The sequence below is a fragment of the Anaeromicropila herbilytica genome (genome assembly GCF_016591975.1).
Classification (GTDB): Bacteria; Bacillota; Clostridia; order Lachnospirales; family Lachnospiraceae; genus Anaeromicropila; species Anaeromicropila herbilytica.
Window position 1 is genome coordinate 2,646,333 of the sequence record NZ_AP024169.1, and the last position, 23,972, is coordinate 2,670,304.

The 23,972-nt window shown below is 33.3% G+C and carries 24 protein-coding genes; 2 read left to right on the forward strand and 22 right to left on the reverse strand.

The window, feature by feature from the left end; genetic code table 11:
* Nucleotides 1–54: 54 nt before the first annotated feature.
* The 19 genes from bsdtb5_RS11370 to bsdtb5_RS11460 all read right to left on the reverse strand — a co-directional run bounded on the left by bsdtb5_RS11370 (nt 55) and on the right by bsdtb5_RS11460 (nt 18,792).
* Entirely contained in the window at nt 55–825 is a 771-nt protein-coding gene (locus tag bsdtb5_RS11370; protein WP_271712102.1) for a hypothetical protein, read from the reverse strand.
* 118 nt (nt 826–943) lie between these two features.
* On the reverse strand, nt 944–1,306 hold the full coding sequence (locus bsdtb5_RS11375; protein WP_271712103.1) for a VOC family protein: 363 nt from the start codon (nt 1,304–1,306) through the stop codon (nt 944–946).
* Between the two features lie 298 nt (nt 1,307–1,604).
* Complete coding sequence (locus tag bsdtb5_RS11380; protein WP_271712104.1) at nt 1,605–1,913, reverse strand: hypothetical protein; 309 nt, start codon at nt 1,911–1,913, stop codon at nt 1,605–1,607.
* An 82-nt stretch (nt 1,914–1,995) separates the two neighbouring features.
* Nucleotides 1,996–2,448, reverse strand: coding sequence for an NUDIX hydrolase (locus bsdtb5_RS11385; protein WP_271712105.1), 453 nt, complete (start codon nt 2,446–2,448; stop codon nt 1,996–1,998).
* 65 nt (nt 2,449–2,513) lie between these two features.
* Nucleotides 2,514–3,002 carry a GNAT family N-acetyltransferase gene (locus bsdtb5_RS11390; RefSeq protein WP_271712106.1) on the reverse strand — a complete coding sequence of 163 codons (489 nt, stop codon included), beginning with the start codon at nt 3,000–3,002 and terminating at the stop codon, nt 2,514–2,516.
* Between the two features lie 153 nt (nt 3,003–3,155).
* The gene (locus bsdtb5_RS11395) at nt 3,156–3,641 is read right to left on the reverse strand and encodes a GNAT family N-acetyltransferase (RefSeq protein WP_271712107.1); all 486 of its coding nucleotides are present in this window, start codon (nt 3,639–3,641) and stop codon (nt 3,156–3,158) included.
* Nucleotides 3,638–3,958: a hypothetical protein gene (locus bsdtb5_RS11400; protein WP_271712108.1), complete on the reverse strand. Its 321-nt coding sequence runs from the start codon at nt 3,956–3,958 to the stop codon at nt 3,638–3,640. The genes bsdtb5_RS11395 and bsdtb5_RS11400 overlap by 4 nt, the downstream gene beginning before the upstream one ends.
* A gap of 153 nt (nt 3,959–4,111) precedes the next feature.
* On the reverse strand, nt 4,112–4,882 hold the full coding sequence (locus bsdtb5_RS11405) for a nucleoside phosphorylase (protein WP_271712109.1): 771 nt from the start codon (nt 4,880–4,882) through the stop codon (nt 4,112–4,114).
* 125 nt (nt 4,883–5,007) lie between these two features.
* Entirely contained in the window at nt 5,008–5,802 is a 795-nt protein-coding gene (locus tag bsdtb5_RS11410) for a class I SAM-dependent methyltransferase (protein WP_271712110.1), read from the reverse strand.
* Nucleotides 5,803–5,900: 98 nt separating this feature from the next.
* Complete coding sequence (locus bsdtb5_RS11415; protein WP_271712111.1) at nt 5,901–6,386, reverse strand: NUDIX hydrolase; 486 nt, start codon at nt 6,384–6,386, stop codon at nt 5,901–5,903.
* Between the two features lie 744 nt (nt 6,387–7,130).
* The gene (locus tag bsdtb5_RS11420) at nt 7,131–8,171 is read right to left on the reverse strand and encodes an AbiH family protein (RefSeq protein WP_271712112.1); all 1,041 of its coding nucleotides are present in this window, start codon (nt 8,169–8,171) and stop codon (nt 7,131–7,133) included.
* A 281-nt stretch (nt 8,172–8,452) separates the two neighbouring features.
* Nucleotides 8,453–12,910 (reverse strand): starch-binding protein, encoded by a 4,458-nt coding sequence (locus tag bsdtb5_RS11425; protein ID WP_271712113.1) that lies wholly within the window; start codon nt 12,908–12,910, stop codon nt 8,453–8,455.
* Nucleotides 12,911–13,311: 401 nt separating this feature from the next.
* Nucleotides 13,312–14,466, reverse strand: a complete 1,155-nt coding sequence (locus bsdtb5_RS11430) for an NADH:flavin oxidoreductase (protein ID WP_271712114.1) — start codon at nt 14,464–14,466, stop codon at nt 13,312–13,314.
* Nucleotides 14,450–15,052: a TetR/AcrR family transcriptional regulator gene (locus bsdtb5_RS11435; protein WP_271712115.1), complete on the reverse strand. Its 603-nt coding sequence runs from the start codon at nt 15,050–15,052 to the stop codon at nt 14,450–14,452. Before bsdtb5_RS11435 ends, bsdtb5_RS11430 begins: the two co-directional genes overlap by 17 nt.
* 271 nt (nt 15,053–15,323) lie before the next feature.
* Nucleotides 15,324–16,106 carry a protein-ADP-ribose hydrolase gene (locus bsdtb5_RS11440; protein WP_271712116.1) on the reverse strand — a complete coding sequence of 261 codons (783 nt, stop codon included), beginning with the start codon at nt 16,104–16,106 and terminating at the stop codon, nt 15,324–15,326.
* Nucleotides 16,103–16,249, reverse strand: a complete 147-nt coding sequence (locus bsdtb5_RS11445) for a helix-turn-helix domain-containing protein (protein WP_271712117.1) — start codon at nt 16,247–16,249, stop codon at nt 16,103–16,105. Before bsdtb5_RS11445 ends, bsdtb5_RS11440 begins: the two co-directional genes overlap by 4 nt.
* A gap of 54 nt (nt 16,250–16,303) precedes the next feature.
* Nucleotides 16,304–17,197: an SIR2 family NAD-dependent protein deacylase gene (locus bsdtb5_RS11450; protein ID WP_408628626.1), complete on the reverse strand. Its 894-nt coding sequence runs from the start codon at nt 17,195–17,197 to the stop codon at nt 16,304–16,306.
* Nucleotides 17,198–17,217: 20 nt separating this feature from the next.
* Entirely contained in the window at nt 17,218–17,853 is a 636-nt protein-coding gene (locus tag bsdtb5_RS11455; protein WP_271712118.1) for a 4Fe-4S binding protein, read from the reverse strand.
* 156 nt (nt 17,854–18,009) lie between these two features.
* On the reverse strand, nt 18,010–18,792 hold the full coding sequence (locus tag bsdtb5_RS11460; RefSeq protein WP_271712119.1) for a nuclear transport factor 2 family protein: 783 nt from the start codon (nt 18,790–18,792) through the stop codon (nt 18,010–18,012).
* 321 nt (nt 18,793–19,113) lie between these two features.
* Here bsdtb5_RS11460 and bsdtb5_RS11465 point away from each other — a divergent pair, with 321 nt between their 5' ends.
* Together bsdtb5_RS11465 and bsdtb5_RS11470 are read left to right on the forward strand one after the other, a co-directional pair.
* Nucleotides 19,114–19,434 (forward strand): winged helix-turn-helix transcriptional regulator, encoded by a 321-nt coding sequence (locus bsdtb5_RS11465; protein ID WP_271712120.1) that lies wholly within the window; start codon nt 19,114–19,116, stop codon nt 19,432–19,434.
* A gap of 334 nt (nt 19,435–19,768) precedes the next feature.
* Entirely contained in the window at nt 19,769–20,677 is a 909-nt protein-coding gene (locus bsdtb5_RS11470; RefSeq protein WP_271712121.1) for a helix-turn-helix transcriptional regulator, read from the forward strand.
* Between the two features lie 3 nt (nt 20,678–20,680).
* On the opposite strand, the gene bsdtb5_RS11475 is transcribed toward bsdtb5_RS11470, so the two are convergent.
* From bsdtb5_RS11475 to bsdtb5_RS11485, 3 genes are all read right to left on the reverse strand, one after another.
* Nucleotides 20,681–21,280 carry a YbhB/YbcL family Raf kinase inhibitor-like protein gene (locus bsdtb5_RS11475; RefSeq protein WP_271712122.1) on the reverse strand — a complete coding sequence of 200 codons (600 nt, stop codon included), beginning with the start codon at nt 21,278–21,280 and terminating at the stop codon, nt 20,681–20,683.
* Nucleotides 21,281–21,396: 116 nt separating this feature from the next.
* Nucleotides 21,397–22,158, reverse strand: a complete 762-nt coding sequence (locus bsdtb5_RS11480; protein WP_271712123.1) for a substrate-binding domain-containing protein — start codon at nt 22,156–22,158, stop codon at nt 21,397–21,399.
* Between the two features lie 180 nt (nt 22,159–22,338).
* Entirely contained in the window at nt 22,339–23,514 is a 1,176-nt protein-coding gene (locus tag bsdtb5_RS11485) for an ISL3 family transposase (protein WP_271712080.1), read from the reverse strand.
* Nucleotides 23,515–23,972: the final 458 nt, after the last annotated feature.

Sequence of the window (23,972 nt, forward strand, 5' to 3'; positions counted from 1 at the left end):
TCTATTAAAAATTTTCTGATTGAAGAAAAAGTAGTCATATGATTGTATAGAGTACTATAAAAGTAAATTTTTATGTTTATCAATAAAATCATAAGCTCTATTTAAAAAATCTTCAATTGAAGTTCTATTAGTAAACATATTTATTATATGATTTTCAGCTGATATACCATCAATCATACATTCATAAAATTGCTCATATGCTTTCTGCGGATATGGTGCTATATTCTGTATACACGTAATATTTAACGTTGGGTCAACCGCCATTTCTTCAAGAAACCATAATGTGTCAGGATACAGCGGTTCATTATCATTGTTATAACCATGCATCTGTTTCCATTTTTCAAATAATACAAAGTGATTAATTTCATGTATAGAAGCCATCATAAGATAATCTATATCTTTTTCATATGAAACAAAAAATTCTTTTGTTATTACATTCCTTGGAAAGCTTGAAATACACCCTATATAACATGTAATTCTTTCATATTCTACTGGCCATTTCATATCAAAGATATCAATCAGATTAGTTATTAACTCTCTTTGTATTGCATCGAAAGAAGTCTGTAACTTTCTAATTTTTTCATCTATCTCTAATTCTTTTTCCATAAAAGCTAGTTCAACACAAGGTTTTACAATCTTGTAAATCTCTTCATTATCCATATGATCTAATATTTTTCCTCTTAAGTCAGGAAATAGTAAATATGTACGCTCAGCAAAAGGTCTACTCTTATTTTTTCTATTAAATTCAGGATTTACATATCTACATATTAGCTTAATATTTAATTCTAAATCCATTTTTTCAACATATATTTTCGGAATCACCATGTTATTTACCTCCAAAGAAATATTAATAAATAAAACAATTATACAGTAATCAACCTAACTTAATTTCATATGCATTTGAACCAACTATAAACTTTTATTATATATACAATACATCTAATTACATAATATTAAAGTTCTCTTGAACTAAACCAATTTCATTACCATCAGGATCGGCAATAGTAAATTTTCGATTTCCATAAGGCATTGTTTCAATAGTTTCTACAATTGTCACTTCACTTTTTAATTTTTCCCATAACACATCAACATTATCAACAACAAAGTTAAATCTTGCACTGGTTGTTCCATTATGGCTAACAGCAATAGCAAAAGTAGCACCTTCACCACATTCAAAATCAGCATAAGACCATCTATTCGTAATATCAGCTCCCGTACATTCAAATCCTAGTACGTTTTCATACCATTCTATAGACTTTTGTAAATCAGAAACATTTGCTCTAACATGATTAAGTTTTGTTTTCATTTTATATCCCCTTTTCTGAGTATTTTTGATTTCGGCTTTTAAATTGTTCTTCACCCTTGCCAATTCTATCATATACATAATGAAGAATTTTAGAGCATAGAAATTCTGTTTTTACAACATCTAATCAAAGCTCGGTGATTATCAAATCCCCACTTTAAATCAAGATCAAGACGTTTTATTTTCATTATTTTACACCACCTAAAATAAATAACCCGCTTCGCATTCACCAACAATAATGCATATACTATCCTAATAAATATAATGGGCACAACAATCTCTACAAATTGAAATTCATCTATTAACTGTTTATATACCAAACATCGATTTCTTCTCTATTTGGTTCTTCAAATATAGATAACAACTTATTCATTAACCCTTCATCTAAATAAAGGTCAGAACCTCCATTGCCTTCTTCAATTATTCTATTTCTTTCTTCTATTTGTTTTTTCCACCTGTCGGACTCTATGTCAATATAATGCCATTCATATTGAATATTGTTAAGCTTGAAAAATTCTGAAATTTCTATTCTATCTTTACTTGCCCAGAAGCCCCAATCCAATATAACATTCACTCCTACATGGCTTATTTCAATTGCTTTTTTTCTCAAATAACGGTTTACTCTTTCTGTAAAAATGTTATGCAACAGGTATTACTGCTTCATAATTGATATCACCCTCACAAATTAGAATTTATCGAGCTTTAATATCAAGCAAAAAATCTTCATGCTGTTTACAAAACAATTCAGGCATATTATCCAAAGAAAAATATTTTAGCTCTAATGTTTCTTCTTTATCACAAAACAATTTTCCACCTATTGCACTAAGTTCATAGGCAATGAGAATACTATGAGCCTTGTCACCGTTTGAATATTCCATACAAATATCTGTATATATTCCAATTAGATTATTCACTTCAACGTCTAAACCAGTCTCTTCTTTTGCTTCTCTAATTGCTGCCATCTGAGGCGTTTCACCAAGTTCAATTGCCCCGCCAGGGAACCCCCACTTGTTACTATCCCCTCTCTTCTGCAGTAATACTTCTCCCTTTTCATTAAAGATACAACCACCAGCAAAAACAAGAATAATTTTATCATGTCCAACTTTACTTCGAATCCACTTGATGTAATTTTTTTTATTTTCCATATAAAAATCCCTCCAAATTCAAATTTTCCAATGCACTAAGTTTTACTTCATAAATATAATGAATATTAGATTATATTAATTTCCATTTCATATAAAGCCATTTCACTTTCATCAATTACTTTTACTATTTTGAAACCTGCCCTTAAATATATTTGTTTTACAACTTCCTCATTGTTACCGGTATCTAATCGGATATACTTAACTCCTTTAGTACGACATATTTTTTTGATACAATCTATTACTTGCCTTGTCATTCCTTGATGAGCAAATTTTCTACGCACACAAAACTTATGAAGATAGGCCGCTTCATATCCTTTAGCATTAGGCCACCACTCAGAATCACTCCACTGCAAAATGAAACTACAAGCATTTTCTCCATTAATGTTACCAACATAAAAGTTCTCCTCTTTTACTTCATTAGTTAAAAGTTCTTCTTTTGTGAGCCAATCATCTAACCATACCCTTAAGCCTTTTTCACGTCCCCAAGTAGCAACTTCCTTCATTATTGATATGGCTGTATCCGCATCACCATTTTGTATCTCTAATTTATCCATACGTTCCCTCCATATGCTAAATAAAGGCAATGGTCGTAAAATTCCTGACAATATTCTTTATATCCGTTCAAAAACCTAGGATCTCGGTGTATTAACTCCAACATATGACTTCCCTTTCATCTCATTATTAATCCGTATTTCCAAACTGACCAACTAATTCAAATAAACTTTCTTCCATACATATCTTGGCCCTTCCACTCCAATCTTCCCATTCAGAATGAATCCAGATTTCTCAAGAACTCTTTGTGATGCCTTGTTATCTGGATCTGTTTCTGCTTCAACATATTTAACACCTATCTGTTCACTTGCCCATCTTGCCATTGCAGTAACAGCTTCTGTCATATAGCCCTGTCCTTCATATTCTTCTTTAATTCCATATCCTATTTCAACTATTCCGTTAGAATCCAATCCTTTAAAAGATAAATCGCCGACACTTTTACCTGTCACATCATTTATCTGCATATTCCATACGGCATGCCAGATTCTCTGTTCCGGATTTTGTTTACATCCAGCAAGCATTTCTGAATAAGCCTGTTTCATATCCGTGTCCAATTCTTTAGCAATCAAATGTTCCATTTCACTATCCGATAACGGCTCTATTATTAAATGATCTGTTTTCACAACATTTTGCTTGTTCATAGTTGATTTCTCCATTCTTTATTTATACGTATATATAGTTTTTTTGTTGCAAAGAAATTTACTATTATAAATCCTGTTCCAATTTCGATAAAGATTCTTGGAACAGCAATATATATTATATCTGAGCTGTTTTGAACTTTAATCATTGTTCCCAACCCATTCACCTTAATCAAATCAACACATTTCAAGTCATTTAATACAAGGTTCCCTTCCTTTGATTCTATCATAATCGGCTGCGTATCCACTTTAATTATTCCTTTTTTCGCAATAGTGTCAAAGCCAATTGTTTTTCCAATGTGATATATAACCTTCATCAACTACAGTTCTCCAAGTAAGCTTATTTATTTACATTAATTGTTATGCATATCATTATTGTAAAGCTATATTTCAATAACTATAATAAGAAATTGATATACTCTCTAAATTAAAATAATTAGCAATTTCTTAGTGTGCTCATAACCGTATGAATATTATAATTGCAAGCATATTTCAAAAGATATTTCTACGAGATTTTTCTTAATTTCTTCTCTACTATTCCACGAACGTGAATCCCATTCTACACCGCTCAAATCATCGCCACCAAATAATACTTGGCCTAATGTTACATTTCGAAATTTAGATACAGCAAAAAAAGCTGCTGCTTCCATTTCTACTGTAACGCAACCCTCTGAAACACGAAGAGCAATTTTATCCTCTGTTTCTCTATAAAACGCATCAGTAGTCCAGGTTTTTGCATTGATATAAGGTATGTTTTTGTTTTGTAAATGTTTTTCTATAATGCTTACCGCATGTTGATTACACTCTACCTCTCTTGATGGCTCTATATAGTGGTAAGATACTCCCTCATCTCGAACAGCTGTATAAGGAATAACCAAATGTCCAACTTGAATGCCCTTTTGTAACACTCCAGCAGCACCGCACACAATAAACTTTGAAAATCCCATAGCTATTAATTCTTCTAATTGTGCTGCTGCACCTGCGGCACCTAAAAAACCTAGGGTAATAGCAATCTTTTCACCATTATATTCAGTCTCGTAAATTGGCAAGTGAACAGTCGCTGTGTAAAAAGTAGAGATCTGTTTTAGCCTATTGGATTGCAACATATCATCAATTACATCACTAAAGAATGTAATTACACAGCATTCTGGAACGTCAATTTTAGTTACTACGTTTAGTGGTTCTATTTTCCCTTTTGGATTACAATCAAATTCTAGTATTGGGAATTCTTTCTTTTCAAACATTGTTACATCCTCCTATCATATCAATATACTTTCACTACAACTTCAAATTATTTAGTTCTATCCTACTTAACTTCATAAATATATAGTCAGTTTATAATCGACTACAACTTAGATTTTATTATGTTTTACAACTTACGTGCTAGATTCAAATCAATCATATCTCGAATTATTATTTTCCCGCCATACTCATCTATAGCATTACTAATATCATTCAACAGTTGTTTTCTTGTACTACTGTCCATCGCAATTTTATCACATTCTATTCCAATTCTTTTTATGTATTCTTCGGAAGTATAGACTAAATCTCTATAATACACATGAGTTTTAATATCACAGAATCCATACTTTAAAGCAATCTCTGAACGTTTTTTGGCATCTACTTCGTTATAAATATACCTTGGTTTTGGCGATGTTTCACCTTCATGTCTCGGCATATATTTAAAATATATAGTTTCAATCTTGTCAGATAGTTCTTCCTGTCCCTCAATATAATTAAATGGATGACTAGCGAATCTTGCAAAGGTCCCACCTGGTTTTAATAAATGATATACTTTACGATATCCCTCTTCCTCATCGATCCAATGAAATGCACTTGCAGAATAGATTAAATCAAAGGATTCATTCTCACACACAAAAGATTGAAATGATGAATTAACTACTGTGAGATTGTGATGTAATTTAAAGTTTTCTCTTGTTAATTCGGCAAGATTTTTACCAGGTTCAACAGCAATTACAGAACATCCTGTTTCTAGTATGGGTTTTGTTGCTTGTCCCGTTCCTATACCGATTTCAAGTGCATGACTTTCTGGGAATATATTAGTGTACCAAAAAATATCAGAATAAAGTTCTGGAACATATTCAGGACGCCATTTATCATATTCCTCAGCTACTGTATCAAATGTCCATTCTAATCCTTTCATAGGCATACATTACCTCCATAGATTCATATTTGGTATTTCTTTCTTTTATGTATCTCTAAATATAATGAAATGTTAGAGTAGCTCTACATATTGGATATTTATTCTCTTTCATCCGTTACAATATGAATAATATCCTCATGTGAACCTTTTAAATAATCCTTCAAGAAAGATGGATATGCTTTATATTTATCCAAATCTATAATTGGAATCCAGTGCATATCTTCTTTTACACCACAGGTATAACTATTACTACATAGTTGCTGTGTTCCTCTTGGCTTCATCAGATAGTAAAATGCAATTTCGTGGCAATGCATACTATCTAAAGTTCCACCATCCCCATCAAAGAAATTCTCGTGAATAACAGCTAGTCTCTCAATCTCATACATTACACCTGTTTCTTCAAAGACTTCACGCTTAACAGCATCTTCGGCTTTTTCATTCATGTGAACTCCACCACCAATGGAATAGTAATAATCCTCAATTTCATTTCCTGCGAAAAGTACACATCCATCTTCAACTATAATTGCTGCAGCACGATATCTAAACCAGTTGTTTTCTTTCTCAAACCCACAATCAAAAGACATAATATCCTCCTCTCAATCAAATTTGTTTGTTATTATTGTTTTTTTAAATTATACCTCTATAACCATATAATGTCATTATCAAACATTATTTTATATTTTTCCTTAACTATCATATCAACTTAAGGAATAAATTAATTAAATTAATTCCATCTATAAAAGAAAGAAGCTGACCATACGATTCATCATCACATGTAATCAATCTATTCTAGCAAAAGTATATTTCTATCTTCATTAATTTGATATAAAGGATAAAGCATTTAGTTATAATATTAAATAATTAATAATATATGGGAGGTGATTTAATGAATAATTTACCAGAAAAGTTTTCACGAGAGGACCTAAATTTTTAAATGAAGAACTTAATATAGCTACATGTCAATTAAATGAAATAATGCATATTGTTAAAAAATTAGATGAAAGTGATATATACAGATTATTACATAGCTTTGACGGTATAAGTAGAACTGCTGGAATGCTTAATAGTATTTGTTCTCAATTATTAAATGACGATTATATCACAACATCTAATCCGATGTCATATATACATGGTAAAAGTGATCATTCTTTTGCCGTTTTAGATGACTTATGTGAAAAATATTCACTAATGAAATTTAAAGATTAAGACTAGAAGCGAGTTTTAAAATTATTAGACTCGCTTTTTTTTGATAATTTTTATAAGTAAGTTAATAGGAAATTCTAAGTTTAATTTTCGTTATATCTCATGTATGACCAGGTACTAATCTACTATCTGCTCTTAACTTCTTTATAGAGCGTAATCCCAGTTTTTGCTACAATTGTGTCCATTACTTCCCAGCATATAGGATTATCAAATTTAAATGTTATAAATTGAGATTTAGGTATAGCTAATCTTTTAACCAACTCATTTATCTTATCTTCGTCTAGTATTGAATAATAACTAAATCTCCATTTTGTTTTTGGCCATTTACCTCTAATTTGTTTGAAATACGGATAATCTACATTTCCTAGTGACATACCATATACATTAATAAAATCTGGCTCTTCTGAAAAATGATTATAAAAATTTTCTGTATTCCACTTACATCTATTAACATCTTTTTCAAGGGTTTCCATAAATCTTAGTAGACACTCATATTCAAGTTGGTTAGTTCTTTCTGATTGATATAAACTTCGATTATTATATTCATAAATAATATCCTTAATCTCTTCTATTCTTTCTTTATTCCCATGTCCAAATATTAATTCATCGTCATCATCACCTGTACATTCACCATGAACATAGCAAATGTTTATAGGCTGTATTCCATATATATTCTGTAATACATGGGTATAATTAAACAATAAATATCTATCACTATTGGTAAATCCCATTTTATAATGTTTTTTATTTTTAGTTATATTTTTAAATTTTCTAATAATTCGATAATTATCTTTTATATCCAGTGTATTTGAAACCCATGAAATAAACATTTTACGAAGTTCATTCGCGATTTGATCATCATCCATTGGAATATCATAATCGTTAATCTCCAAACCCAAATCAGAGTCATATGTATCAATAATTGCAGTTTCATCAACAATTCCTAAACGTTCTTCAAAATATGACCAAAATTGTTCTTCTACTCCATACTCAAAATCTTCATATGGATAACCTCTTGCTTTTGAATAGTATTTAAACCTAAACCATTTGGATAGTGCCATATATAAATCAGAATCATTTTCAATAAGATAGCAACCAAAATAGTAATAGGAACTTGGTAATCCATGATACAAATCAAAACCATTTCCAATAATATTTAAATTCATTATATACATCTCCCTCTACAATTTTTCATTATTAGTATTATAATTCATTCTTTATCACTTCTTTTTTAGTCTTATATCTTTTTTTACTATACAATACCATATTATACCATCTTCATTTATATAATATCGCTATAAAAAAATATTTTATAAAGAAATTTTAATTATAACTTCAATTTGAGGTCTGTTTTAAGTCATGTTTATATCATTAAAAAGAAGCTGACCACACGCTTCATCATCATGGTCAGCTCCTCTAATAATCAACTATTCCTTATACTATTCCATCAATTCACACTATAAGTATACCCTTCAACTGCTTTCAGATCAGCCGTCTGCTTAGAACCATCCGTAAAGATAATATTCAAACCAGTATATCCCTTAGGATACTCGATTGCATACTTTCCATCAGGTTGTAATGTAGTTACAACTCCTGGCCAAGCTTTGTTCTTATAAGTACCATCATCCGTCCACATATAAGCATAGATCGTGTTACCCCAAGTGGCAGGTTTTACAAAATACATATAACTCTTCGTGGATGGTATTACGGAAACCGTAGTTGTCGCTGTAAGACCATTCGTTGTCGTTGCAGTAATCGTTGTTGTTCCTTCTGCGACTCCTGTTACAACTCCTTGTGATACTGTAGCAATCGAATTATCACTTGAAGTCCAAGTAACACTTGAGGAAGCTGTTGTTGGTAATACTGTTGCAACAAATGCTTTTGTACTTCCCACTTCAATCGAAGCAGTTGATGTGTCTAATGTAACACTAGTTGGAGTAAACTCTCCTGGTGTAACCGTGTGATGATATCCACTACTTGTGTAATAACCATTTTTAATTGCTTTTAAATCAGCTGTCTGATGAGTTTTATCCGTAAAGATTACATTAAGGTCTGTACCTGTATAATCTTTTGGCCATTCAATCATATACACGCCATTGGAATATTGTGTTGTTACTAATCCTGGCCATACTGCATTTTTATATGTAACATTACTGTTCCATATGTATGCATATATGGTATTTCCCCAAGTAGATGGTTTTTCAAAATACATATAATTATTACTTTGTGTTTCGGTTACTGTGATGTTTGCTGTTGCAGTTAAACCATTTGATGTAGTAGCTGTGATGGTAACGTTACCAGCTGAGACACCAGTTATAACACCAGATGCTACTGTGGCTACTGCACTATTGCTCGTTGTCCAAGTTACTTTCTGATCCGTTGCATTAACTGGTAATACATTTGCTGTTAAAGTTGTTGTATCACCTTTTATTATGGTAGCTGTTAATGGATTAAGAGTGATACTAGTCACTTTAATATCCTCTGTTGAAACGGTAACTACTACGGAGGCAGTTAATCCATTAGAAGTTGTAGCAGTGATTGTTGCAGTTCCTTTTGCTATACCAGTTACAGTACCATCAATTACTGTAGCTACTGAACTATTGCTAGTCTTCCAAGTAACCGAAGTATCCGAAGCATTGCTTGGTAATACGGTTGCTACTAATCTTGCAGTACTTCCTGGAGCCACTGTTATACTTGAACTATTAAGTGTAATACTCGTTGGATCAACTTTTTCTGCATTATTTACATAATAAGTATCTGTACTTGAGGAGTTATTTCCTAATATACATGATACAATAACACGATCCGTAAGAACTAATGGAGCAACGGCAACCGAATATTCCCCAGTGATGCCATCTGCTACGGCCTTGTATTCATTATTTCCAATCTTAATCGCAACATTGCTTCCATATGCTGCTGTACCATAGATTCTTGTACTTCCTAATGTAACTCCGGTTACCGTTGGTTTGGCAACTACAAGATTGGCTTTCGCAGTCTGGATTGTAGTAATCATATCCTTTAAAGCAGCTTCATCAGCTTTATCACCTAATGCAATTAACGCATCTGCTGGTGCAACATAAGAATATAGTTTGGTATAGGATTCCGTTGTATAATTCTCTGCGGTTAGATTCTTAATTTCTCTTGTTTCTTTTTTCAAAGTGTCTAAAGAGGATTCTGTAACTATTGTTTTCACTACCTCAATGGTGCTACAATTTGCAGAAGTTATTGTGATTGTAGCATCCTTCGTAATACCAGTGATTGCACTTGACTGATTGGTGTTACTTCCATAGCTTACAATACAATTTACCGATGGAGAGCTGGAATCTATCGTAAGAGTATACAAACCATCCGCTGTCTTATTCGATAAAGGTCTTCCTGGGAAAGAGCCATTATATGTATTACCGTCCGCATCCCAGATATATAGATATGGAGCCGAGTCATTAAAGCTCTTTACATTAATCGTAATAGGATTGGTGGTTGGCACCACTTCTCTTTTCACAATATTATAAGTAAAACTTGATGATGTCAGATCAATCCATACACCACCTTGAAGATTCGTAATATTACTGCTTTGCTTGCCACTTCCATTACTCAGTACCACATTATAGGAATCCGTAGTGCCAAGATCCATCTCATAATAGCCTTGATCATTTAATTTTGTCATCTTAGTTCCAGGCCAAGCTGCAGTTAGTGCTGTGTTACTACCTTTCCATGCATATACATAAGGTGCAGTACCATCATAGGACTTAACATATACGATACCTTTGTATTCAGGAACTGGTTTTGGTGTTATATCCTCATTCGCATAGGCTTTATAAAAGGTATAAGTGGCATTTCTAGTTCCCTTTGCATTCGTGGCTTCCACTGTAACACTCACGTTATCGCCTTCATATGCTGTTTCACCGATTGTAAATGTATCACCATCTTCTGCAAGAAATTCCTTCGCTCCATCAACGGATACCTTTGCATTGTCAGCATCTACAATATCGATTGTAACATCTTGTGTGCCATGGAATTTGGCAGCACCGATGACTGATACTAATGGCTTACCATCTGGCTCTTCTATAAGAATGGTACCATTTGCACCACTATTAAATGTTACTGATCCATTCGTAACGACAGCTGTTGTAAAATCATACGCATTTACAAGAGTCTGTCCCTCAGCCCATAGAGAAGAAACATCAATCGTTACATTCGCATTACTTTCACATCCGATACAAGCTGCAATCTTATCACTAATATCATTACTGTTATATGTTCTTGAAAATGCTACTCCATCACTAGAAGTAAGTGAAGCATTTGCCCCAGCACCTACAGCGATGTGATTATGACGGAAGGTACCAACCTTCTGCCAATGAGCTAGTGTGGTCTCATTCATATCAGACCAGTTCATATCACTTCTTACTTCATGATCACCATTTGTGGAGGCTGTATCGTCTATTTTACGATTTGTTTCATCTCCATAGAAGGTCTGTATACCACCTGGAAGTAACAAAAATGCTGAACCAAGATAGATGGAATTACCTCTTGCTAGCACGCTATCATGTGATGAAAGATAGGACAATACATTAAAATTAGGATCACTATTAATAGAATTAGCAAATGACTGATAGGTAGCTGCAACCGTACTCTTTGCTAAGATACCACCACCTTGTGTGCTAAAGTTAATAAGTGAGTCAAAACCACCTGTTGTATAGTAATCATCTTTATATACTCCATGATCCCATACTTCTCCTGTCATCCAGAAATCTAGATTATCAAGAGCTTTACTTGGATTCTTTGCTTTCCAATCTTTTAACGCTTCAACACAAGATTTTTTGAGGGTAGCCCATGATGCAAGATCTACGTGTTTTGCAGTATCACAACGGAATCCATCCACACCATACTCGCGAACCCATGATTGTAACCAGTAAGTAAGAACATTCGTAGTAGTCATCGCCATATTGTGGCTTGATAGATAAGAAGAAAGTTCTGCTGATTCCGTTGCATAGCGTCCTTCTTTTGTCCATTTTGTTTGAAGAATCTTTGGTATTCCTACCGTTTTGGTTGATTCTGTTTTAAAATCTGGAAGGCCAGCTAATGACATGGTTTGATTTGTGGAACCTCCTGCATCATAACCTGCAACACCACTTCTAACCCAATCTGGTCCCCACCATTTTGCCCAATCGGATGAGTTTGATGTGTAATCAATCAAACTATGATAATCTTTATTATTGATTCCTGTACTCCTATAGTAAGTATCCTCCCAATTAGGGGAAAGAGTACCATAATTATACTCAGCCATATCATAAAGAGTATTGTAACCCGAATGATTCATTACGATATCAAGTACAATTCTGATTCCATGTTCGTGAGCGGTATCAACTAAAGTCTTAAATTCCTCTGCGGTTCCAAAATTAGCATCCGTCTGAGTATAGTCTAAGGCATAATATCCATGATATGCATAATGTGGAAAACTATTGGAAGTATCACTTCCTACCACGTATCCATGGATCTGCTCATATGGAGCACTGATCCATAATGCATTGACACCTAGATCATTAAAATACCCTTCATTAATTTTCTCTGTGATACCTACGAAATCCCCTCCGTGAAACGTAGCGCTTGTATCACTATAATTTATAATGTTCCCATTTTTATCAAGTCCCCTGTTATAAGAATGGTCGTTAGTCGTATTACCGTTATTAAATCTGTCTGTTAATAGAAAGTACACGTTTGCGTTATCCCAAGAGAATGTGTCAGCACCTTTTGTAGACGTTGTTGTCGCTGCCTGTACATACGTGTTTGCTTCACTTAGATCTCCAAACCATCCAATTGGAGTAGTCATTGAGAATACTAAGTTTAATACAAGTAAGTAGGCAATCATTCGAAAGAATCGTTTGTTACTTCTTTCTTTTTTACGCATATGTAAACCCCTTTCTTTTATTGCATTTTCCTTCTGAAATGCAATTATGGAAATGTTATTTATTTACATCTCCTAAAGTGATTATATCACCCACTATGTTTGTATGTATATGTATACAATCTATAAAGTTTTCGAAAATATTCGGTAATTTCTACCATATTGAATTTCACTATGTTTTTTAGATTCTATGGGAACTTGAAGAACAGCAACATATACAGAAAATAATAGATAAAAAATCCAGAACTCTTGATATAAGTTCTGGATTTTTATAGACTTAATATGGTTGTTATATAATTATGGGCTATATAAAAATGGTATGCGAAAGTGTGACCTAACGCCTTACCCATCCCTTTTCAACCCAAATTATTAGCCAATATATGGAATGAATCTTCCTGTTCAAATCACTTTGCTACTTTTCCATAATAACACCTCAAAGGATCGTTATATAATCCAATCAGACAATAATTACAGGAAAGGCATTTTGCAGTCTGTGCCTTATGTTCCTTAAATTTATTGATTAATCCTGGTTCCAATATTAGCGGTCTGCTCATAGACACATAATCAATTCCATCCTGGTTTATTGTTGATTCAATATCCTCCAAATCATGAATACCACCTACCACTATTACTGGTATTTTCACTGATTCCTTTATTTTTTTAGCAGATGGGACATTGTATTTCTTTTCGGTCTTTACTTCTTTCATTACTCTTGGAAGAATAGGTCTTACTACTGCCTTTACAGGTTTTGGCATATCCTTAATGCCTGGAAACTTATTTATAATCATTTCAACCGGAATTTCACCTCTTGAAGGTCCCATCTGTTTCCAGTCAATTCCACATGATACTTCTATTGCATTCACTCCAAATAATTCAAGCAGTTTTGCTATTTGAACGGCTTCATCAGAATGGATTCCATCACTATATATTTCATCACCGTTCATTTTAATCAAAATAGGATAATTCGGTAATGCTATACGAATCTTATTCATAAGCTCTTTTACAATTCGAGTACGATTTTCAATTGACCCACCCCATTTATCTCTGCGCTTATTTGTATGACCTGAAATCATTTCACTCAAGAAATACCCATGTGCCAGATGAAGCTCCACTCCATCAAAGCCAGCTTTCTCAGCTCTAATCACTGCATTCGTAAAGTCATTTATTACACGTTCGATAGTATCTTCTGAAATTCTATTAACATTAAATGCCTTTCCAGCAACACCATTTCTTCCACAATGTGCTATCTGACATATAATCGGAGCACTCATCTGATGAACTCGATTTACCACTTCTGTTAGTTTGGTTATACGATTGTCTGATTCAATCATTACCATACCCGGCATTGTTGATGTTCCATCTTTTGAAACAGACATGTATCCAGTAATAATCCCACCAATTCCGCCTTTTGCAAGATTTTCATAGAGTTTTATCAATTTCTCAGTAGGATTTCCATCACTATCTGCCATCCCCTCGTCTGTAGCTGAACGTAAAATACGATTATTCAATCTTATCCCTGATAATTCTTCAGGTACAAAAACATCAATCTGTTTTATCACTCTTTTTTACCTCTCTTTCTAATGTTCTTAAAAGGAAATCCAATGTTTTTATTGCTTCATCCTTTGAAATTGGTTCTTTACTTAAAAAGCAATGTTCAAGTACTAACTCAATTGTATTGCTATAATGCACTTGCATAATCTCCTTTGGAACATGAAATTGTGCAATACATTCGCTATTATTAATAATATACGATATTGTATTTCTCATTGAACTACGTACCATCTGCATAAAGCTACTGTTATAATCGTTTTTCTTTATAATTTTCTCGATTATTTGATAATGATTGCTTAATACATCATAAGTCCTTTCAAAAAGCGTGATACTTCTAATACTCTCGTCAATTTCTCTAAAATCATTTACAGAGATCTCATTTGAGAGTTCTTCCATAATACAATCTAGCAAATCAAAAATATCTTCAAAATAATTATAAAAAGTAGACCTCGGATAAGTACTTTCATCACACAACATTGTAATTGTGATCTGTTCCAACGCATTTTTCTGAAGTAGTCTTATCAATGCATTTGAAAATGCACTTACTGTTCTTTTCGCAGTATTTGTAGTTCTTTTTTCTTTACTTAGTTTCATAGGACCGGCTCCTTCTGTTTTGGACTGTTGTCCATATATGTATTCTAGTTTCATTTTCAATCATTATCAAGCTACAATATTTTATTTCATTCCAGATTTGGACATTATATTGTTTTTGTCCAATACCATGAGATTTTTATCTATTTTCTAAATTAGCTTTTACACATACAAATTCGGATTTGTAAATTCCTAAATAACCATAAAAAAGATAATGCAAATCTAACCATAAATCTGCATTATCTTTCTGTAATATTCGTATAAAAGAATTATTCTATTTATTTAGCAATAAATCATAAATTTCTCGATCTTCATCTTTAAACACGTTAAATACCACTTTCATCTTACTACCTGTCTCCTCCATAAAATGCTGAACAGTATTTACAGCAATTTCAGCAGCTCTCCTATTTGGGAACATAAATACTCCTGTAGAGATACAACAAAAAGCAATACTGGTAAGATTATTTTCTTTTGCTAATTCCAGACATGAATGATAACAGGATGCAAGTAACTCTTCATGTTTTACGGTTAGCTTTCCTTGTACAATAGGTCCAACTGTATGAATCACATAATCACAAGGAAGATTATATGCTGGTGTGATTTTGGCTTTTCCTGTTTCTTCTTCATGACCCTGTTTTTGCATAAGCTCATTGCATTTTAGTCTCAACTGGATTCCACTTTTGGTGTGAATAATATTATCTACACAGTTATGAAGAACTCGAAAACAGCCACACATTTGACTATTTGCCGCGTTCACTATTGCATCTATTTTTAATGTTGTAATATCACCTTGCCAAAGAATAATTTGCTGATTTTTCTTTGACACTTCCAATTTATTAACATCAACATATCCTATCACATTGCTTTCTTCCAATAAATATTCATCTTGTATAGCTAGGAACTCGTTAATGATTGGCTTTGGCATTCTTACATTCATTAATGCCCTTAGCAAATCTTTTTGATCCTGTTCAGTATCAGGTATTCTATATTGCGAATACTCTGGATTTTCATTTATTAATTGACGTATTAACCAAATACGTTTCTCTTCATGCGTCAAATTGCTATCCCTTCCTTCCCTGCTATCATCTTAAGTCCTTCATATGTTTTTTTCGATTGATGATGATTGTTCCATTCTACTTCACATATAGATACTGTACTTCTTGTAACTCCTAACGTTTCAGAAAATTGTGATTGGCTCATTTTCAAGCTAACTTTATTTCTTTTATCTTTTTCACCATAACCTATCCTCTTAATTCATTGCACTCTCTCCTCATTACCTAGAACCTCAAGTACCTGACCAATATCACCATCTATACATATTGAACGTTCTCTAATCTCATCAGGAGCCCACGCCTCTCCTTTATTGATACAGATATAGAATGCATTACTCCATTGGTTTGTCATCTGCCAAAAAGGATATTTTATGATTCCAGGTGTATTCATACCTACACCAAGTTCGAAGAATACAAGCTTTTTATTCTGATTTTCCTCTAAAAAGGAAGAGTACTTATCTGCTGCCTTATACCAATTCTCATCTTGTACAAAATCCCCATCAATTCGCAAGTTCACCTCCATATGACCTCCACACACAGGGCATATAGGAACTAAACTTGTTGGTATCTTACAATCCTTCTGTTTCACTATCATTTCTTTCACAACATTTTCATTCTCATAAAGTTTATTATGGCAACCTTTGGCACACTGAAACATTCCATAATCACCTTGTGTTGCAAAGATTCTTTCGTTTTCAAATCCAGTAAGTTCAAACTGATGATCTACATTTGTTGTTAAGACGAAATAGTTTTTCTCCTCAACTAACTGATACAGTTGTCTATATACTTCGGTAGCTCCAACATCATATCGGTTGTAGAATATATGTTTGCTCCAGTATGCCCATTTTTCTTCCTGTGTGTTAAAAGGGTAAAAGCCAGCTGAATACATATCTTCCATTCCATATTTATCAATAAAGTCCGAGAAATTGTCTTCAAATCTCTTTCCACTATAGCTAAGTCCTGCCGATGTAGATAGTCCTGCCCCAGCACCAATTAGAATTGCATCCGCATTCTTTATTACTTCTTTGATTTTATTAAGTACTTTTTCATCTTCTAGTTCTTGATTATGTTCTTTTCTTTTATTTAGAGCATCCAATAGCTTCACTTTCTCACATCCTATCTCTTTTCAACAGCTTTATATTTACATACACTCATACAATTACCACAGTGGAGACAATTTTCCTGATGAATGGTAAAAGGGACATTTGTCATATCGATACATTGTTGAGGACATGTTGTATAGCATTTCCCACATCCAACACATTTTTCATTAATATAATAGCCATATTCAAGGCTTTTTTCAATATTATCAGAGTGTCCTATTATAAAGCTATGTCTCGTTATTGGCTTGGTAGAAAGGTCAAAATATTCTCCATTTCCTTGATATAGACGAAACACTTCAAGGGCTCTCTGGCTCTCTTTAGAAGGATAGATCTCTAACATATAGGGATTCTGCTCAAATACCTTATCTAACAACTGCTCACCTATATTTTCCACGTTTCCTCTTATCGATATCGCTTTTTTACTTAAAGAACCATCTCCACTTGTCATTCCACTGATTGCTACATATTGTTTGTTCATCAACTGCTGATAGAATTCTTTTCCTTTTGCTGTGATAAAATAGATGCTGTACTCATCTGCAAGCATAATATCAATCACTCGTGCTACTGGAAGACCTTGATCATCAACGGTAGCGAATACCGTTGAATGAATCTCGTCCCTTAGTATTCTTAAATAATCTTTTACTTCCATCTTATATTGCCCTTTCTTATTCTGACACATGGATTGTTTATTGTGAAGGCTTATTGGAAAAAGCGGAACAAAGAACCTCTCTCTGTACCGCATAAAACTCAAATAATACTTCTTTTCCCATCTGGACTATACCAACTAACAAGAATGCATTTATGACTAAAACTTTCCGTTATCATTAGCCCATTTGTCTTTTGATGCGATTGTCTCCATAACATCCCAGTGTTCCGCAATTTTTCCATTCTCAACTCTGAACAAATCATAATATGAAGTAGACACTCCGCCAAATGTACCTTCACTTACTGCAAGAACCATATTTCCTTCTGCTAGAACCTGATGCGTTTTATTGTAAATCATATGAATACCTTCTTTTGCTAAGCCTTCTAACGCATTACCAAGTCCTGATAATCCATCTGCTATACCTGAATTATGCTGTATATAATTATCTCCATTAAAGTACTCAGGTGTTTTCTGTGGATTTTTACCCATCAGTACATCTTCAATAAAGTGTTTAACAAATTCTATATTTGCAGCACTTTTTTCTTCATCTTTTGATTCAACTGGACCATCAATCTGAGTATGTCCACTTGGATTTGGAGGTGTAATAGTAGCTAAATTATCCCAGTGTTCTGCAATTTTCCCGTTATCAAATCGAAATATGTCAAATGCTACCTGATTACCTGCTCCTGCAAAATTATATACCGTATGCAGAAACACCTTATCTCCGTCTTCAAATGCTCTGATATTCTTCACTGTTGTTTTTACAGGTGCACTTCCAAGATACTGAACGCTACCAGCAAATGCATCCCTTCCTGTTCCATATAAAAGATTATGTTGAATGTAATCCGCCTTCAATAACTCCTGTGCTACAGTCACGTCTCCAGTTGTAAAACTATTAATTAATGCAATTGCTTTTTCTTTGTTATTCATATTGTTATTCATGTTGTTATTCTCCTTAGATTTGTTAAAAAATTTTGAAAACATATTCATTGTAGTTCCTCCCAAAATACTATACTGTATCTGTTTATATTTATAATAAGAAACACCGTGCACTGTGTTTCTCTTACTGTATTTATATCATAATTGATTCGTTTATTATGGTAAAGAACGCACAATAAAGTGGTATAGAGTGTCGGAGGTAACCTAGTATCTTTTGTATACTTAGAATAACTACACATCTTGAAAAGTCATCTTTTTCAGTATATAATAGTCTCAAATATGTTTATTGCTCTATACATCCCAAAATATACTAAGGAGGCCTTTATGAACAAAATATTACCTGATTGCCCTGTAGAGACAACATTACAGCTTATCGGAGATAAGTGGAAAGTGCTTATCATTCGCGATCTGTTAACTGGAACAAAACGCTTTAATGAACTAATGCGCTCTGTTACTGGAATTACTCAAAAAGTTCTCACAAGTCATTTGCGATCAATGGAAGCAGCTGGACTTGTGAACAGAAAAGTCTATCCAGAGGTACCTCCTAAAGTGGAATACTCTCTTACAGATACTGGTTTCAGTTTAAAACCCATTTTAGATTCAATGGTAACTTGGGGAACAACGTATAAAGAAAATAACCAATAAAAAAATTCCAGAACTCACTCATTAAGTTCTGGAATTTTTTTATTGTCTAGTAGACTCATTGCTTTTAAATAGTACTGATTTTATGAGGATATCTTTATTTATAAAACCATGAATTATCATTACCTACATTCACTGTTTTTAACTGATTAAATTCGACACATTACTCGATTGACATATTTTAACTAAAACGATATATTGAAAATACAATATTCTGTTTCAATATATAAATTAAAGAACTAATTTCAGTATTAAACTAGTGGGAGTATACTTACAAATCATAGAAATATAAAAGAATTAGTAATACAAAATATAATAATAAGGATTGGACAATAATATGGAGTTACTTACAAAAAGTAAAAAGAAAGAATGGAACCGAATTATATATCTAAAGGTATTAGAAAATCAAGATGCCATGAATTGCATCAAAGATCAACACACTTGTAAATTAATATTAATACTTGAGGGACATAACGTCATTCAGTACAATCATAAAACATTACCGATCATAGCTCCAGCCGTAATATGCCTGAATCACAAAGATGCCATTACATTTGAAGAAGACCAACCATGCAAGCTTACTGTACTCTTTTTCCAACCGACTGCACTCAATGATCAACTTAAATATAACGTTTTCGAACCACAATTCTATGAGAGCATGGAGGGAACTACAATATTTCAGGATATTACGTTATTAAGTTCCTTCTATGAAATCCATCAATCAAAAAGAGAAATCACTATATTGGATACAGCATCTGCTGTTACCCTGAATCAGTTGTTAGAGAAAATAAACAACGAATTGACCGAACAAGTGGATGACTATTGGCCATGTAGAAGTAGATCCTATTTTATTGAATTACTTTTCTTCTTGGAAAGCATATGCCAGAATAACTCCATGCAGAACTTAAGTATTGTGATTGATAAGAATGACAATCAGTTAGTACATAATATTATTCACTATTTCAGCAAAAATATTGATAAGAAAATCACATTAAGCGAATTGGAGAAAAGATTTGCATGTAATCGTAATCAGATAAATCAAGAATTCCAAAAGGAACTTGGTACCACAGTGATGAAGTATTTGATTCAGATGAGAATGCAATTAGCTAGCATCCTAATAAGAGATACCGAAATACCCATATATGAAGTAGCATTAAGAGTGGGGTATTCCGATATTGGTTATTTTGCAAGAACTTTTAAGCTATATCATGGCACAACACCTAGTGAATATCAAAGTTGTGTATAGACACTATTCTACGATATCGCTAGACTTATAAGTTCCAGATATTACTCCTGTAGCTAGTATGTTACCTGTTTCTCCATTGGAAGTATCTAAGGCGGATATGATAGAGTCAAGTTTATAATTTTCACTATTGTTGATTCCTTTATAGGAATCCGGAGTTGCCTTTAGTGCAAATATCCTTACTTCATATGTATGGGTTCCGCTTGGAGGATAAGGCCCAATATATTGGCTATTATCCAGTTTAGCACCTTGCTCTAGTTCAGTTACTTTGACATCTTTTGCAATCCAATGGCACCAGTTACCAGCAGAAGTATCAATCATATAGATTGCATAACAGGAGGCTTTATCTACTGGAGTCCAGGATAATTGTGGTGATAGATTCTCTCCCTTGGAGGACGTGATAACAGATAGCCATCTCCCGTCATCTTTGAGTGAGGTTGATGTAATCTTAATCTCTTCATCCTCTATTACATCTTCGGATGACTCATTGGTTGACTCCTTGGTTGAGTCTTTGGTTGTCTCTTTAGAATTTTTTGATTTGTTACATGCGGCTAAGGTTACTGCCAATAGTACACAGATTAGTAAGTATAGTATTTGTTTTTTCATAGAATCTCCTCTCATAATTTTGTATTTTACTTCCATATTGTATAAAACTATGGGTGGAAACAAAATAGAGAATCTGCACAGATTCTAGGATTATCTGCACAGTTTCACAATAACAGCTATTGAAAACAAGGATGATTTTGAAAGTAAGCATTTGCACTCTCGATTAATTCCTTTTCTGGACTATCCTTACGGAAGATTCCATAGATATTCCAAGTGTAATCACCCTCAAAATCTAATTTCTTAACATTAGGTTCTTCGTAGGCAGCACATACAGGAGATATTGCAATTCCAATCTTCTCACTGACCATCTTAAACAGTGTATGACCGTCCATTGTCTTCGCTTTTATCTTAGGTTCAAATCCACGTGCTTTGCATGCTCTAATAAAATCATGGTAAATATGAAACTTTTCATTCATTGTTATGATATCTTCATTCTTTAGCTCATCCAAAGTCACAGAATCTTTGCTATATAAGGGATGTCCTTCATATACATAAAAAGCTACAGGCTTACTCATCAATAAAGTTGCTACTATGTCTGAGTTCTTAGGATCACCCACGACAAAACCATACTCTAACTCAGATTCATATATTTTCTTGACTACTTCATCATTCTCATATTCACACCACTGCTCATTTATTTCAGTATGTCGACTCATATACTCGGATATCACATGAATTGGGACAGCGCGAAACACTCCATTTGCGAATCCGATTCGAATCTTTTTACTATTATTGTCTAAATGACGTATTTCCTCCTGAATCTGATGCATACGGCTAGATAGCTCTCGACTTCTTTCATAGAAGAGCCTTCCACTTTCTGTTGGAATCAGACCATTTTTCGTGCGGATAAAGAATGAGGTATTACACTCCTCTTCCATCTTCTGAATTATCTTTCCAAGACCTTGTGGTGATATAAATAATGGCTCTTTGTCAAGTGTTGGGGTGTGAGGTGCGTTGCACCCGCACTAACACTGACAATAGAGCTATTTTTATGACTAGGTTCTATAATAGATGTTTTTTTGCATGACAAATAAGCCTCTTGAAAACCGACCATTTTTTTACATAGAACTGTGAATGATACGTGTACGAAATCTTTCGAAATTACGTACACCATAAGAACTTCTTTTTAGTACTTTGATTTTATTATTGAATCCTTCCGTAGGTCCATTTGTATATCCATACTTAAAGGCATTAAGTATATACTCAGACCAGCGTCTATATGTTTTTGCACATGCTTCAAATTCGTGTAATCCAGAGCTTTCAGCACTTTTTACCCACTCCCAAAATTCAGTTCTTTGATATGTATAGCTATTACTCTGACATATTTCATAGAACCATTCTTTTAACCTGTGAGCTAGTCGTAAATCATCACTGTATTGTAGCATTAAATCACAGGCTTTTTTGTTGTCATCTTTTAATTTAGAATATCGAGTCAGTATAAGTTTTCTACTTCGCTTATAGTACTTTCTAAGAGTTGGTGTCATGGATGCTTGTAAACGTTTACGAACACTTTCAATTGCCCAGGAAACCTGACGAATGTAGTGATATTTATCTACGATGATTGTGGCATTAGGAAAGAATGTTTTGGCAAGATCTATATAAGGTTGCCACATATCAGAAATAAAAAATTTAACACGATATCTTTCATCACGACTGCAAGATTTAAAATACTCAATAAGATGGGACTGAGTACGATCCGGTAAAATATCAAGAATACATTTTTTCTTTGCATCCACCAGAATACATTGATATTTGGAATCACCAGCATTCCCTTTAAATTCATCAATTGAAATGCATTGAGGAATATGTGGTTTATCATACGAGAGTGTATCAAGAATACGTATTACTGTATTCATTGAGACATTAGTTTGGGAAGCAACATATTTAATACTGTTGGTTGAACGAAGCAATTCAACAATTTTGAAGGATAGTCGTGTTGTACGTTGCTGATATTTAGCTATAAAACTATATTTCTCGTAAAAACGTTTACCACAAGAACATACATATCTTCGTTTTCTTAACAATAAATAAGCATTGGACAACTGAAAAGGTAAGTCTTTAATTTTCTGCCAACGATAATCGTGTATTTTAGATGTTCCAGCTCCACAACAAGGACAAATTTGAGGTTTGGGATTGGTTTCAATCTTGATAATAATTCCATCTAAAGTGTGTTGCACACTTTTTAATTTTACACCTTCTAAATTTAAAAGATTTTTGTTACAATTAGATTGCATCTATATAAAATACCTCCTTTAAAATGTTAGCTTTGGTCGGTTGGCATGTGAAGAGGCTTTATATAGATGTATTTTAATATAAAAACAAAAATGTTGGAAGTGTGTTTTTAACACACCCCAACATTTATTATAGAACCTAAATAATTTTTTAGCCGCAGTATTGATACTTTTTTCCTTGAAGACAATCTCAAAACATTTTAAGTCTTTTGTATTCATATGATTTTCCTTTCATAGTAAGCCTTATCATGATTTTTTTCCCGACAAATGAACTGTTTGGGAGGTCGTCTAGGCAATTTGCACAAAACAGAAAAACTCAATCGATTTTTCTGTTTTGTGCAAATTGCGAGGCTAGATTTTGAAACAGATCATTTGCCTTGCAACATCATATAACATATATATTGATACAAAAAGAAAGTAGTACATATATGAACTACTCCTTGTCTATGCAACAGGGAGCA

What these genes read in the sequence shown, in the direction of transcription:
- bsdtb5_RS11370 (WP_271712102.1), bottom strand. Translation starts at nt 825, where the DNA reads ATGGTGATTCCGAAAATATATGTTGAAAAAATGGATTTAGAATTAAAT.
- bsdtb5_RS11375 (WP_271712103.1), bottom strand. Translation starts at nt 1,306, where the DNA reads ATGAAAACAAAACTTAATCATGTTAGAGCAAATGTTTCTGATTTACAA.
- bsdtb5_RS11385 (WP_271712105.1), bottom strand. Translation starts at nt 2,448, where the DNA reads ATGGAAAATAAAAAAAATTACATCAAGTGGATTCGAAGTAAAGTTGGA.
- bsdtb5_RS11390 (WP_271712106.1), bottom strand. Translation starts at nt 3,002, where the DNA reads ATGGATAAATTAGAGATACAAAATGGTGATGCGGATACAGCCATATCA.
- bsdtb5_RS11395 (WP_271712107.1), bottom strand. Translation starts at nt 3,641, where the DNA reads ATGAACAAGCAAAATGTTGTGAAAACAGATCATTTAATAATAGAGCCG.
- bsdtb5_RS11405 (WP_271712109.1), bottom strand. Translation starts at nt 4,882, where the DNA reads ATGTTTGAAAAGAAAGAATTCCCAATACTAGAATTTGATTGTAATCCA.
- bsdtb5_RS11410 (WP_271712110.1), bottom strand. Translation starts at nt 5,802, where the DNA reads ATGAAAGGATTAGAATGGACATTTGATACAGTAGCTGAGGAATATGAT.
- bsdtb5_RS11415 (WP_271712111.1), bottom strand. Translation starts at nt 6,386, where the DNA reads ATGTCTTTTGATTGTGGGTTTGAGAAAGAAAACAACTGGTTTAGATAT.
- bsdtb5_RS11420 (WP_271712112.1), bottom strand. Translation starts at nt 8,171, where the DNA reads ATGAATTTAAATATTATTGGAAATGGTTTTGATTTGTATCATGGATTA.
- bsdtb5_RS11425 (WP_271712113.1), bottom strand. Translation starts at nt 12,910, where the DNA reads ATGCGTAAAAAAGAAAGAAGTAACAAACGATTCTTTCGAATGATTGCC.
- bsdtb5_RS11435 (WP_271712115.1), bottom strand. Translation starts at nt 15,052, where the DNA reads ATGAAACTAAGTAAAGAAAAAAGAACTACAAATACTGCGAAAAGAACA.
- bsdtb5_RS11445 (WP_271712117.1), bottom strand. Translation starts at nt 16,249, where the DNA reads ATGAGCCAATCACAATTTTCTGAAACGTTAGGAGTTACAAGAAGTACA.
- bsdtb5_RS11455 (WP_271712118.1), bottom strand. Translation starts at nt 17,853, where the DNA reads ATGGAAGTAAAAGATTATTTAAGAATACTAAGGGACGAGATTCATTCA.
- bsdtb5_RS11460 (WP_271712119.1), bottom strand. Translation starts at nt 18,792, where the DNA reads ATGAATAACAATATGAATAACAAAGAAAAAGCAATTGCATTAATTAAT.
- bsdtb5_RS11465 (WP_271712120.1), top strand. Translation starts at nt 19,114, where the DNA reads ATGAACAAAATATTACCTGATTGCCCTGTAGAGACAACATTACAGCTT.
- bsdtb5_RS11470 (WP_271712121.1), top strand. Translation starts at nt 19,769, where the DNA reads ATGGAGTTACTTACAAAAAGTAAAAAGAAAGAATGGAACCGAATTATA.
- bsdtb5_RS11475 (WP_271712122.1), bottom strand. Translation starts at nt 21,280, where the DNA reads ATGAAAAAACAAATACTATACTTACTAATCTGTGTACTATTGGCAGTA.
- bsdtb5_RS11480 (WP_271712123.1), bottom strand. Translation starts at nt 22,158, where the DNA reads ATGGAAGAGGAGTGTAATACCTCATTCTTTATCCGCACGAAAAATGGT.
- bsdtb5_RS11485 (WP_271712080.1), bottom strand. Translation starts at nt 23,514, where the DNA reads ATGCAATCTAATTGTAACAAAAATCTTTTAAATTTAGAAGGTGTAAAA.